Source organism: Streptomyces cadmiisoli (genome assembly GCF_003261055.1).
GTDB lineage: Bacteria > Actinomycetota > Actinomycetes > Streptomycetales > Streptomycetaceae > Streptomyces > Streptomyces cadmiisoli.
The window spans coordinates 2,665,214-2,677,175 of the sequence record NZ_CP030073.1 but is presented as its reverse complement, the minus strand read 5'-3'; the positions used below and the strand labels follow the sequence as shown (position 1 = coordinate 2,677,175).

General features: G+C 70.6%; 11 protein-coding genes and 1 pseudogene. 9 read left to right on the top strand and 3 right to left on the bottom strand.

What is annotated here, in order from left to right; genetic code table 11:
• Positions 1–7: 7 nt before the first annotated feature.
• Positions 8–475, bottom strand: a complete 468-nt coding sequence (locus DN051_RS11210) for a DUF3093 domain-containing protein (protein WP_053760784.1) — start codon at positions 473–475, stop codon at positions 8–10.
• A 58-nt stretch (positions 476–533) separates the two neighbouring features.
• Between DN051_RS11210 and DN051_RS11205 the strand changes: the two are divergent.
• The 8 genes and pseudogenes from DN051_RS11205 to DN051_RS11170 all read left to right on the top strand — a co-directional run bounded on the left by DN051_RS11205 (position 534) and on the right by DN051_RS11170 (position 7,838).
• Positions 534–1,054: pseudogene (locus DN051_RS11205) on the top strand (PaaI family thioesterase).
• The gene (gene dut, locus DN051_RS11200) at positions 1,051–1,602 is read left to right on the top strand and encodes a dUTP diphosphatase (protein ID WP_053760786.1); all 552 of its coding nucleotides are present in this window, start codon (positions 1,051–1,053) and stop codon (positions 1,600–1,602) included. Before DN051_RS11205 ends, dut begins: the two are co-directional and overlap by 4 nt.
• 1 nt (position 1,603) lies before the next feature.
• Complete coding sequence (locus DN051_RS11195; protein ID WP_053760787.1) at positions 1,604–2,368, top strand: DUF3710 domain-containing protein; 765 nt, start codon at positions 1,604–1,606, stop codon at positions 2,366–2,368.
• 113 nt (positions 2,369–2,481) lie between these two features.
• Complete coding sequence (locus DN051_RS11190; RefSeq protein WP_053760788.1) at positions 2,482–3,174, top strand: ABC transporter ATP-binding protein; 693 nt, start codon at positions 2,482–2,484, stop codon at positions 3,172–3,174.
• 130 nt (positions 3,175–3,304) lie between these two features.
• Positions 3,305–5,869 (top strand): sensor histidine kinase, encoded by a 2,565-nt coding sequence (locus DN051_RS11185; RefSeq protein WP_112438626.1) that lies wholly within the window; start codon positions 3,305–3,307, stop codon positions 5,867–5,869.
• A complete protein-coding gene (locus tag DN051_RS11180; protein ID WP_107094012.1) occupies positions 5,869–6,579 on the top strand; it encodes a response regulator in 711 nt (236 codons plus the stop codon). Before DN051_RS11185 ends, DN051_RS11180 begins: the two co-directional genes overlap by 1 nt.
• A gap of 59 nt (positions 6,580–6,638) precedes the next feature.
• Positions 6,639–7,037, top strand: coding sequence for an OB-fold nucleic acid binding domain-containing protein (locus DN051_RS11175; RefSeq protein WP_053760791.1), 399 nt, complete (start codon positions 6,639–6,641; stop codon positions 7,035–7,037).
• A gap of 3 nt (positions 7,038–7,040) precedes the next feature.
• The gene (locus DN051_RS11170) at positions 7,041–7,838 is read left to right on the top strand and encodes a DUF3159 domain-containing protein (RefSeq protein ID WP_053760792.1); all 798 of its coding nucleotides are present in this window, start codon (positions 7,041–7,043) and stop codon (positions 7,836–7,838) included.
• Between the two features lie 321 nt (positions 7,839–8,159).
• On the opposite strand, the gene DN051_RS11165 is transcribed toward DN051_RS11170, so the two are convergent.
• Positions 8,160–8,837, bottom strand: a complete 678-nt coding sequence (locus DN051_RS11165; protein WP_053760793.1) for a potassium channel family protein — start codon at positions 8,835–8,837, stop codon at positions 8,160–8,162.
• Complete coding sequence (locus tag DN051_RS11160) at positions 8,837–9,508, bottom strand: potassium channel family protein (RefSeq protein ID WP_053760794.1); 672 nt, start codon at positions 9,506–9,508, stop codon at positions 8,837–8,839. The genes DN051_RS11165 and DN051_RS11160 overlap by 1 nt, the downstream gene beginning before the upstream one ends.
• Before the next feature lie 372 nt (positions 9,509–9,880).
• On the opposite strand from DN051_RS11160, the gene DN051_RS11155 reads away from it, so the two are divergent.
• A complete protein-coding gene (locus DN051_RS11155; RefSeq protein WP_112438625.1) occupies positions 9,881–11,929 on the top strand; it encodes an APC family permease in 2,049 nt (682 codons plus the stop codon).
• The last annotated feature ends 33 nt before the right edge of the window (positions 11,930–11,962 follow it).

The window sequence follows — 11,962 nt, the reverse complement described above, 5'->3', positions numbered from 1 at the left end:
TCGGCCTCTAGGCCGCGCAGGCCGCCTTCGCCGCCCTGAGGGCCTCCGCCAGCCGCTCCGGCTCGCGCGTGGACAGGTACAGGTACGGCGTCGGGTCGGCCGGGTCGACGACCTCCACGCGCAGCGCCGTGGGGATGTAGGCGCGCAGCAGGAGGAAGGCACGGGTGTCGGCCTTGTGGGTGCGCCAGGCGCGCGCCTCCTCGCGGTCCAGCACCTCGGCCTCGCCCAGCGCCGTCACCGGGATCTTCGCCTCGCCCGCGATCAGGGACCCGTTCACCACGCGGATGCGGATCGCGCCGTAGGAACTCGCGGCGACCGCCGCCACCGCGGTGCCGCCGACCAGGCCGCCCAGCAGTGCGAGGGTGCCGAAGGGCAGCATGATCAGGGCCATCGAGAGCCCCACCAGGAAGCTGATCAGCCACCAGGAGAGGGGTGCGGTGAGGCGTTCTTCGTAGGGGGTGGCGGAAGGCTGCATGGAAGCAAGCTTGGCACGGTGCCCGTTCGGTGCCGACGCGCGGGTAAGGTCTGCGGCTGTGAGTGGTACTTCCCCAGGTCTGACGCCTCCCGCCGACGCGACGAAGCCGGTGCGGCACCCCGACGCGCCCGCGCCCGGTGAGCTGCTCGGCTCGCACTACGGCGAGTGCTTCGGCTGCGGCAGCGAGCAGCCCCACGGGCTGCACCTGGCGGCGCGCGCGGGAGCGGGAGTGACGATCACCGCCGAGTTCACGGTGCGGCCCGAGCACCAGGGCGCGCCGGGCCTCGCGCACGGCGGTGTGCTCGCGACCGCGCTGGACGAGACGCTCGGCCCGTGCCGGTGGGCACCACGCTCCACCTGGCGGCCGAGGTGACCGCGGTGGCCGGACGGAAGATCTACTCCACGGCCACCGGGCGCATCGGGGGCCCCGACGGGCCCGTGGTGGTCCGCGCCGACGCCCTCTTCATCGAGGTCAAGGTCGATCACTTCATCGACAACGGCCGCGCGGAGGAGATCCAGGCCGCCATGAACGACCCCGACCAGATCAGGCGCGCCCGCGCCTTCGAGGTGAACCCGTGAGCCGCGACCCCCTGAACGTGTTGATCCGGCGCGTCGATGCGGACGTACCGCTTCCGACGTACGAGCACCCCGGTGACGCGGGAGCCGATCTGCGCACCACCGAGAGCTGCGAGCTGAAGCCCGGGGAGCGGGCCGTACTGCCCACCGGGGTGTCTGTGGCGCTGCCCGAGGGGTACGCGGCATTCGTGCACCCGCGATCCGGACTCGCCGCCCGCTGCGGTGTCGCCCTGGTGAATGCCCCAGGGACGGTTGATGCCGGGTACCGTGGGGAGATCAAGGTGATCGTGGTGAATCTCGACCCGCGCGAGGCTGTGCGGTTCGAGCGCTTCGACCGGATTGCCCAACTGGTCGTCCAGCCGGTCGAGAGAGTCCGCTTCCAGGAGGTGGCGGAACTTCCCGCATCGGTACGGGCCGAGGGGGGCTTCGGGTCCACCGGTGGTCATGCCGCCGTGGACGGCGGGCGCGGCACAAACGGTCAGGCCGCCGTCGGCGGCAGCACGGGTGGGAATCGATACGCTTCGGTCGTATCCGACCGGGAAGGACAGTGACGTGTTCGGACGTCGCAACAAGAAGGGTGCCGCCGAGGGCGCGGCCGGCGAGGCCGAGCAGGTCGTCGACAGCGTCGACACTGAGGCGGACGAAGAGGTAGAGCGCGAGCGGGTGCGGCTCGAACCCGAACCGCGCCCCGACGGGCCCTGGGACAGCACCGAGGTCCGTGACCCGGCCGAGGGCCGCGTCGACCTGGGCGGTCTGTTCGTGCCCGGTGTCGACGGCATGGAGCTGCGGGTCGAGGTGGCGGGCGACGCGATCGTCGCGGCCACCGTCGTACTGCGTGACAGCGCCGTCCAGTTGCAGGCTTTCGCCGCTCCCAAGCGCGAGGGCATCTGGGGCGAGGTGCGCGAGGAGATCGGCACCGGCATCACCCAGCAGGGTGGCATCGTCGACGAGGTCGAGGGACCGCTCGGCTGGGAGCTGCGGGCCCAGGTGCCGGTGCAGCTGCCGGACGGCACGGGCGGCTTCCAGGTGGTCCGGTTCGTCGGTGTGGACGGGCCCCGTTGGTTCCTGCGCGGTGTGATCTCGGGCCAGGGCGCGGTGCAGCCGCAGGCGGCCGGACTGCTGGAGAACATCTTCCGGGACACGGTCGTGGTCCGCGGCGAAGGGCCGATGGCGCCCCGCGACCCGATCGTCCTGAAGCTGCCGAACGACGCTCAGATGGTCCCCGAGGGCGTTCAGCAGGACGAGCAGGGCGGCTCCCGCTTCTCCGGCGGCATGGGCCAGCTCCAGCGGGGACCGGAGATCACCGAGGTCCGCTGACCCTGTCGCAGATCGGGCCGCATCCCGCAGGGGGTGCGGCCCTTTTACGCACCGGTTGTTGATCGGCCGGGCGCCGGTCGTGATACTGGCGCCCGGTCCACGGGGGAGGGGTCATGAACCGAGTCGTCACCGAGACCATGGTGCGCGTCGAGGACGTCCACAAGTCCTACGGGGACGGAGCCGCCGCGGTGCACGCGCTGCGCGGTGTCTCCTTCGACGTGCCGCGCGGGGAACTGGTCGCCCTCAAGGGGCGCTCCGGTTCCGGGAAGACGACGCTGCTCAACATCGTCGGCGGACTGGACGAACCGGACCGCGGGCGGGTCGTGCTCGACGGGCTCGACCTGTCGGAGCTCGGCGAGAAGGGGCTGCTGGAACTGCGACGGGACCGCATCGGCTTCGTCTTCCAGTCCTTCGGGCTGATCCCGATCCTCACGGCCGCCGAGAACGTCGGCGTACCGATGCGGCTGCGCCGGGCCCACCCGCGTGAGCGCGAGGAGCGCGTCGAGCTGCTGCTGTCCCTGGTGGGTCTCGCCGACCATGCCGCGCAGCGGCCCGGCGAGCTGTCCGGCGGCCAGCAGCAGCGGGTGGCCATCGCCCGCGCCCTCGCCAACAGCCCCTCCGTCCTCATCGCCGACGAGCCGACCGCGCAGCTGGACGCGGAGACCGGGCACGCCGTGATGGAACTGCTGCGGGCCGTCGTACGCAGCGAGAACGTCACGGCGCTGGTCGCCACCCACGACACGACCCTGCTCGACCTCGCCGACCGGGTCCTGGAACTGAGTGACGGGTCGGTCGCCGAACGCTAGCGCCGCGTGCGTGCGTCAGAGTTCCGTCAAGGACGCCCCCTGAGCCGTCTCTCGTCCCATTTGTCCGAAACGGTGGCCGTAAGGTCGACGCCGCGTACGCAGCATTTTGCAGAAGACGGACAATGAGGCCATGGCACGCGGCAAGCTTCGGATCTACCTCGGTGCGGCACCGGGCGTGGGCAAGACGTACGCGATGCTGTCCGAGGCACATCGACGGGTGGAGCGCGGCACGGACTGCGTGGTGGCCTTCGTGGAGCACCACGAGCGGCCGCGGACCGAGGTGATGCTGCACGGTCTGGAGCAGGTCCCGCGCCGGGAGCTGGAGTACCGCGGCGCCGTCTTCACCGAGATGGACGTCGACGCGGTGCTCGCCCGGCGGCCGCGGGTGGCCCTGGTGGACGAACTGGCGCACACCAACGTCCCCGGTTCGCGCAACGCCAAGCGCTGGCAGGACGTCGAGGAACTGATCGCGGCGGGCATCGACGTGATCTCCACCGTGAACATCCAGCATCTGGAGTCGCTCGGTGACGTGGTGGAGTCGATCACCGGCGTACGCCAGCAGGAGACCGTCCCCGACGAGGTGGTGCGCCGGGCCGACCAGATCGAACTGGTCGACATGTCGCCGCAGGCCCTGCGCCGGCGGATGGCGCACGGCAACGTCTACCAGCCGGACAAGGTCGACGCCGCGCTGTCGAACTACTTCCGGCCGGGCAACCTCACCGCGCTGCGCGAACTGGCGCTGCTGTGGGTCGCGGACCGGGTCGACGAGTACCTGAAGCAGTACCGCAGGGATCACCGGGTGTCCAAGATCTGGGGTTCGCGCGAGCGGATCGTGGTCGGGCTGACCGGTGGTCCCGAGGGGCGGACCCTGATCCGCCGGGCCGCCCGGCTGGCGGAGAAGGGCGCCGGCGGCGAGGTGCTGGCGGTCTACATAGCGCGCAGCGACGGACTCACGGCGGCCTCGCCCAAGGAGCTCGCCGTCCAGCGCACGCTCGTGGAGGACCTCGGAGGCACCTTCCACCACGTCGTCGGCGACGACATACCGGCGGCGCTGCTGGACTTCGCGCGCGGGGTGAACGCCACCCAGGTCGTACTGGGCTCGTCCCGGCGCAAGAGCTGGCAGTACGTCTTCGGACCCGGCGTGGGGGCGACCGTCGCCCGCGAGTCCGGCCCCGACCTGGACGTGCACATCGTCACGCACGAGGAGGCCGCCAAGGGCCGGGGCCTGCCGGTGGCCCGCGGCGCCCGGCTCGGGCGGGGCCGCATCATCTGGGGGTGGATCGTCGGCCTGGCCGGGCCGGCGGCCCTGGCGGTCCTGCTGAACAGCGTCGACCTCGGCCTCGCCAACGACATGCTGCTGTTCCTGACGCTGACGGTGGCCGCCGCGCTGCTCGGCGGGCTCTACCCGGCGCTCGTGTCCGCGGCCTTCGGATCGTTCCTGATCAACTTCTTCTACACACCGCCGCTGCACCGGTTCACCATCGCCGACCCCAAGAACATCGTCGCCCTCGTGATCTTCATAGGCGTCGCGGTGTCGGTGGCGTCGGTGGTGGACCTCGCGGCCCGGCGCACGCATCAGGCCGCCCGGCTGCGCGCGGAGTCGGGGATCCTGTCCTTCCTGGCCGGCAACGTGCTGCGCGGTGAGACCAGCGTGGAGGAGCTGCTGGAGCGGGTGCGCGAGACCTTCGGCATGGAGTCCGCCGCCCTGCTGGAGCGGGCCGGCGACGTCGAGCCGTGGGTGTGCGTGGGCCGGGCCGGCCGCGACGGCACCGTGGCACGGCCGGAGGACGCGGACGTCGACATCCCGGTCGGCGACCACATGGCGCTCGCGCTGACCGGGCGGGTGCTGCCCGCCGAGGACCGCCGGGTGCTGGCCGCGTTCGCCGCGCAGGCCGTGATCGTCCTCGACCGCCGCCGGCTTCAGGAGGAAGCCGACCAGGCCAAGGAACTGGCCGAGGGCAACCGCATCCGCACGGCGCTGCTCGCCGCCGTCAGCCACGACCTGCGCACCCCCCTGGCCGGCATCAAGGCGGCCGTGACCAGCCTGCGCTCCGACGACGTGGAGTGGTCGGAGGAGGACCGGGCCGAGCTGCTGGAGGGCATCGAGAAGGGCGCCGACCGCCTCGACCACCTGGTCGGCAACCTCCTCGACATGTCCCGCCTGCAGACCGGCACCGTGGCGCCGATCATCCGCGAGGCCGACCTCGACGAGGTGGTGCCGATGGCGCTCGGCGGGGTCCCGGAGGACAGCGTCGAGCTGGACGTGCCGGAGTCCCTGCCGATGGTGCGGGTCGACCCGGGGCTCCTGGAGCGCGCCGTGGCGAACGTCGTCGAGAACGCGGTCAAGTACAGCCCGCCGGGCACGTCCGTGAAGGTCGCGGCGAGCGCCATCGCCGACCGTGTCGAGGTCCGGGTCGTGGACCGCGGGCCGGGCGTCCCCGACGACGCCAAGGAGCGGATCTTCGAGCCCTTCCAGCGCCACGGCGACGCTCCGCGCGGTACCGGCGTCGGGCTCGGTCTCGCGGTCGCCCGGGGCTTCACCGAGGCCATGGGCGGCACCCTCGACGCCGAGGACACGCCCGGTGGCGGCCTCACCATGGTCCTCACCCTGCGCGCGGCGGCCCGCCCCGCGACCCTCGCCCCCGCGTCCGTCTCCGCGGAACCGTCCGCACACTCCGAAAGGCAGACTTCATGATGAGTTCTCCTGGGGGTGTACCCCAGACCCCCAGAGTGCTCGTGGTCGACGACGAGCCGCAGATCGTGCGCGCCCTCGTGATCAACCTCAAGGCACGCAAGTACGACGTCGACGCCGCCCACGACGGCGCCGGCGCCCTCCAGCTCGCCGCGGCCCGCCACCCCGACGTCGTCGTCCTCGACCTGGGTCTGCCGGACATGGACGGCGTCGAGGTGATCAGGGGCCTGCGCGGCTGGACCCGTGTCCCGATCATCGTGCTGTCGGCCCGGCACTCCTCCGACGAGAAGGTCGAGGCGCTCGACGCGGGCGCCGACGACTACGTCACCAAGCCCTTCGGCATGGACGAGCTGCTGGCCCGGCTGCGGGCGGCCGTGCGCCGCGCCCAGCCCACCGGGGGCGGCGACGACGAGGTGCTGGTGGAGACCGAGGAGTTCACCGTCGACCTGGTCGCCAAGAAGGTCAACCGCGGCGGCAGGGATGTACGGCTCACCCCCACGGAGTGGCATCTGCTGGAGGTGCTGGTGCGCAACTCCGGCCGGCTGGTCAGCCAGAAGCAGCTGCTCCAGGAGGTGTGGGGACCGTCGTACGGGACGGAGACCAACTACCTGCGCGTCTACATGGCGCAGTTGCGCAGGAAGCTGGAGGCGGACCCCTCGCACCCCAAGCACTTCATCACCGAGCCCGGAATGGGATATCGCTTCGAGAAGTGAGCTTTCGACCGGGAGCACACGGGGTACGTGACTGTCGGTGACCCCGGTAGGCTTCAGACATGAGTGCTGTTCCTCGATCCGAAAAGCCGGTGGGCCGATTCCGGCGCATGCTCGACCGGCTCTCCACCTCGCAGGAGGACCTGGAGTCGGAGGAGCTGCGGGAGGACGCCGAGACCGCGGGTTGTACGCGCATCGGTGACTGCCACGACCGCCAGATCGTCACGGTTACTGGTACCTTGCGCACGGTCACGCTGCGGCCGCGGGCGGGAGTCCCGGCCCTGGAGGCCGAGCTGTTCGACGGCTCCGCCGCGCTGGACGTGGTGTGGCTCGGCAGGCGCTCCATCATCGGAATAGAACCGGGGCGCAAGCTGATCGCATCGGGCCGGATCTCGATGAGCCGAGGCCGCCGCGTGCTGTTCAATCCGAAGTACGAACTGAGACCCCTCGGACGGGAGTAGCCGGTGACGTCGCTCGACAAGCCGACTGAGCACACCGAAGACGCTGAGCAGGACGCCCGCGCGGTGACGGAGGCAGCGCTGTTCGAGGCGTTCGGCGGCGTCCGCGGCATGATCGAGACGGTGCTGCCGGGCCTCCTCTTCGTGACCATCTACACGATCAACAAGGATCTGCACCTGTCGGCGATCGCCGCGCTCGGTGTCTCCCTGCTGCTCGTGGTGGTCCGCCTGGTGATGAAGGACACCGTCAAGCACGCCTTCAGCGGCGTCTTCGGCGTGGCCTTCGGTGTCGTCTTCGCGATGATGACCGGCAACGCCAAGGACTTCTATCTGCCCGGCATGCTGTACACGCTGGGCCTGGCGCTGGCGTACATCATCACGACGCTGGCCGGAGTGCCGCTGATCGGTCTGATGCTCGGCCCGGTCTTCAAGGAGAACCTCTCCTGGCGCACCCGCAACCCGGGCCGCAAGAAGGCGTACGCCAAGGCCAGCTGGGCGTGGGGCCTGATCCTTCTCGCCAAGTGCGCGATCCTCTTCCCGCTGTACTGGTGGGCCGACACCACGCAGCTCGGCTGGGTACTGGTCACGCTGAAGATCCCGCCGTTCCTGCTCGCCGTCTGGCTGACCTGGGTCTTCCTGGCGAAGGCGCCGCCGCCCATCGACGTGTTCGCGGAGATGGAGGCGGAGGAGCGCGCGGAGCGCGAACGCAAGGAGGCGGCCGCCGCGGAGCGCGACGGGTCCGGCGGGGACGCGCACGGCGCCCACGGCGAGACTCAGTCCGGCGCTCGCCACCGGCGCGACTGACGCCCACGGGCTCGGCGACTGCCACCGGTGTGACCGACCGGCACCGGCGCGACCGACCGGCATGGACGCTACGGACCGCCACGGGCACGACCGCTACCCGCGCGACTGATCGCCACGGGCACGACTGACCGCCAACGGGCACGATCGACCGGCACGGGCACCGGCACCGGCACCGGCACGATCGACCCCCACCGGCACCGGCGTGGCCGACTGCCGCCGGCGCAGCCGGAAGAAAGCACCTGCGGCCGCTGCCGGCTCTCGACACGACGACGGGGGCGCCCCTGATCCAGGGGCGCCCCCGTCGCCGTACGACCGCCGGTGTCAGCTCGTCGCGTCCTCGCGGCGTACCGACAGCAGGTCCTCCAGCTGCTCCTCCCTGGCCTGCGCGGCCACGAACAGCAGTTCGTCACCCGCCTCCAGGGAGTCCTCCCGGGTGGGGGTGAGCACGCGCGTGCCGCGGATGATCGTGACCAGGGAGGTGTCCTCGGGCCACTCGACGTCGCCGACCTGCGTGCCGGCCAGGGCCGACTCCTCGGGCAGGGTCAGCTCGACCAGGTTCGCGTCGCCGTGGCTGAAGCGCAGCAGCCGGACCAGGTCGCCGACGCTCACCGCCTCCTCGACCAGGGCCGACATCAGACGCGGGGTGGAGACGGCGACGTCGACGCCCCAGGACTCGTTGAACAGCCACTCGTTCTTGGGGTTGTTGACCCGGGCGACGACGCGCGGAACGCCGTACTCCGTCTTGGCCAGCAGCGATACGACCAGGTTCACCTTGTCGTCGCCGGTGGCGGCGATCACGACGTTGCAGCGCTGGAGCGCCGCCTCGTCCAGGGAGGTGATCTCGCAGGCGTCGGCCAGCAGCCACTCGGCCTGCGGGACGCGCTCGACCGAGATGGCGGTCGGCGCCTTGTCGATCAGGAGGACCTCGTGGCCGTTCTCCAGCAGTTCACCGGCGATCGACCGGCCGACCGCGCCGGCACCGGCAATGGCGACCCGCATCAGTGACCGCCCTCCTTCTCAGGGCCCTCGGCGAACGCCGCCTCGACCGTCTCGACGTCGTCCGCGCGCATCATCACGTGCACCAGGTCGCCTTCCTGGAGCACCGTCTGCGAGGTGGGCAGTATGGCCTCGCCGAGGCGGGTGAGGAACGCCACGCGGACGCCCGTCTCCTCCTGCAGCTTGCTGATCTTGTGACCGACCCAGCTGGCCGAGGCGTGCACCTCGGCCAGCTGCACACCGCCGGTGGGGTCGCGCCACAGCGGCTCGGAGCCGGAGGGCAGCAGCCGGCGCAGCATCTGGTCGGCGGTCCAGCGGACCGTGGCGACGGTGGGAATGCCCAGCCGCTGGTAGACCTCGGCACGGCGCGGGTCGTAGATCCGGGCCGCGACGTTCTCGACGCCGAACATCTCGCGGGCCACCCGCGCGGCGATGATGTTGGAGTTGTCCCCGCTGGAGACGGCGGCGAACGCGCCCGCCTCCTCGATACCTGCCTCGCGGAGAGTGTCCTGGTCGAAGCCGACGCCGGTGACCCGGCGGCCGCCGAACGAGGAGCCAAGGCGACGGAAGGCGGTGGGGTCCTGGTCGATCACGGCGACCGTGTGCCCCTGTTGCTCCAAGGTCTGCGCGAGAGCGGAACCCACTCTGCCGCAGCCCATGATGACGATGTGCACGACCGTCCTTCCGAGGTCAGGTGTTGCTGACTTGGCTTGATTAGGGTCTCAGACCGCCGACCAAGCTACACACGCACGGTCCGCAGCGGGCACCCCCCGTGCAGCTTTGCCCTGATCAGCGGCGGCCGATGCGCCAGAGGCTGAGAACCGTGAGGATGCCGAGGCCGACGAGTGCGGCGGCGGCACCGATCAGCTCTGCGGTCGCGGGCATGAGACCTCCGAATGGCAGGACGAGAAGGGTTTTGTCATATAGACATGCGGGTCCACGGGTGGGCTGGACCTGTGGACCGACGGGCCCGGTATTTCACTCGGGGGGCAGATGCCGGGAGGCAGGTGGGCGACACCCTGTTCGAACCCTTACGATCCTCTGTTGTGTCCAAACTGACCGACGTGCCCAAACGGATTCTGATCGGGCGCGCGCTGCGCAGTGACCGGCTGGGCGAAACGCTCCTGCCGAAGCGCGTCGCACTCCCCGTCTTCGCATCCGACCCGCTGTCCTCCGTGGCGTACGCGCCCGGCGAGGTACTGCTGGTGCTGTCCATCGCGGGCGTGTCGGCCTACCAGTTCAGCCCCTGGATCGCCGCCGCGGTCGTCCTGCTGATGTTCACGGTGGTCGCCTCCTACCGGCAGAACGTGCACGCCTACCCCAGCGGCGGCGGCGACTACGAGGTGGCGACGACCAACCTCGGCCCGAGGGCCGGGCTCACCGTCGCGAGCGCCCTGCTCGTCGACTACGTCCTGACCGTCGCCGTCTCCATCTCCTCCGGCATCGAGAACCTCGGCTCCGCGATCCCCTTCGTCGTCGAGCACAAGGTCCTGTGCGCGATGGCCGTGATCGTGCTGCTGACGCTGATGAACCTGCGCGGAGTGAAGGAGTCGGGCAAGCTCTTCGCCATTCCGACGTACGTCTTCGTCGTCGGCGTCTTCATCATGATCGTCTGGGGCGCGTTCCGCGGACTGGTGCTGGACGACACCATGCGGGCGCCGACGGCCGGCTTCGAGATCAAGGCCGAGCACCAGGGCCTCGCGGGCTTCGCCCTGGTCTTCCTGATGCTGCGGGCCTTCTCCTCCGGCTGTGCCGCGCTCACCGGCGTCGAGGCGATCTCCAACGGTGTGCCCGCCTTCCGCAAGCCGAAGTCGAGGAACGCGGCGACCACATTGGCGCTGATGGGCTTCCTCGCCGTGACGATGTTCTGCGGGATCATCGGCCTGGCCATGGCGTCGAACGTGCGCATGGCCGAGAACCCCGCGCACGATCTGCTCGAGAACGGCGTCCCCGTCGGTTCGGACTACGTCCAGAACCCGGTCATCTCGCAGGTCGCCGAGGCCGTCTTCGGCAGCGGCAGCTTCCTCTTCCTGATCCTGGCCGCGGCCACCGCACTGGTGCTGTTCCTCGCGGCGAACACCGCTTACAACGGCTTCCCGGTGCTCGGCTCGATCCTCGCCCAGGACCGCTACCTCCCGCGCCAGCTGCACACCCGCGGCGACCGCCTGGCGTTCTCGAACGGCATCGTCCTGCTCGCGGGGGCCGCGGCCCTCCTCGTCTGGCTCTACGGCGCGGACTCCACGCGCCTGATCCAGCTGTACATCGTCGGCGTCTTCGTGTCCTTCACGCTCAGCCAGACCGGCATGGTCCGGCACTGGAACCGCCTCCTGGCCGTCGAGCAGGACCCGGCCAAGCGCCGCCACATGGTCCGCTCCCGCGCGATCAACACCTTCGGCGCCTTCTTCACGGGCCTGGTCCTGGTCGTCGTCCTGATCACCAAGTTCACCCACGGCGCCTGGGTCGCGCTGCTCGGCATGGTGATCTTCTACGTCACGATGACCGCGATCCGCCGCCACTACGACCACGTCTCCCAGGAACTCGCCGCCCCCGAGGACACGAGCGAGGACAGCGTCCGCCCGTCGCGGATCCACTCGGTGGTCCTCATCTCCAAGATCCACCGCCCCACGCTGCGAGCTCTGGCCTACGCGAAGCTGCTGCGCTCGGACACCCTGGAGGCGCTCAGCGTCAACGTCGACCCCTCCGAGACCAAGGCGCTGCGCGAGGAGTGGGAACGGCGCGGCATAGACGTGCCGCTGAAGGTGCTGGACTCCCCGTACCGTGAGGTCACCCGGCCGGTCATCGAGTACGTCAAGAACCTGCGGCGGGAGTCGCCGCGCGACGTGGTCTCCGTGATCATCCCCGAGTACGTCGTCGGCCACTGGTACGAGCACCTGCTGCACAACCAGAGCGCGCTGCGGCTGAAGGGCCGGCTGCTGTTCACGCCCGGTGTCATGGTGACCTCCGTGCCCTACCAGCTGGTCTCGTCCGAGGCGGCGAAGAAGCGCGCCGGAAAGCGGCAGGACTGGAACGCGCCGGGCGCCGTGCGCCGCGGGCCCGCCCAGGTGCGGCCCAAGGAGCCCAGCGCCAAGGACTGACGCGAGCGGGGATCGCGTGGACGGGGAGCACGT

Excerpts from the sequence above, each read along its gene's own strand:
- DN051_RS11210 (WP_053760784.1), bottom strand. The coding sequence starts at position 475 with ATGCAGCCTTCCGCCACCCCCTACGAAGAACGCCTCACCGCACCCCTC.
- DN051_RS11190 (WP_053760788.1), top strand. The coding sequence starts at position 2,482 with ATGAACCGAGTCGTCACCGAGACCATGGTGCGCGTCGAGGACGTCCAC.
- DN051_RS11185 (WP_112438626.1), top strand. The coding sequence starts at position 3,305 with ATGGCACGCGGCAAGCTTCGGATCTACCTCGGTGCGGCACCGGGCGTG.
- DN051_RS11180 (WP_107094012.1), top strand. The coding sequence starts at position 5,869 with ATGAGTTCTCCTGGGGGTGTACCCCAGACCCCCAGAGTGCTCGTGGTC.
- DN051_RS11175 (WP_053760791.1), top strand. The coding sequence starts at position 6,639 with ATGAGTGCTGTTCCTCGATCCGAAAAGCCGGTGGGCCGATTCCGGCGC.
- DN051_RS11165 (WP_053760793.1), bottom strand. The coding sequence starts at position 8,837 with ATGCGGGTCGCCATTGCCGGTGCCGGCGCGGTCGGCCGGTCGATCGCC.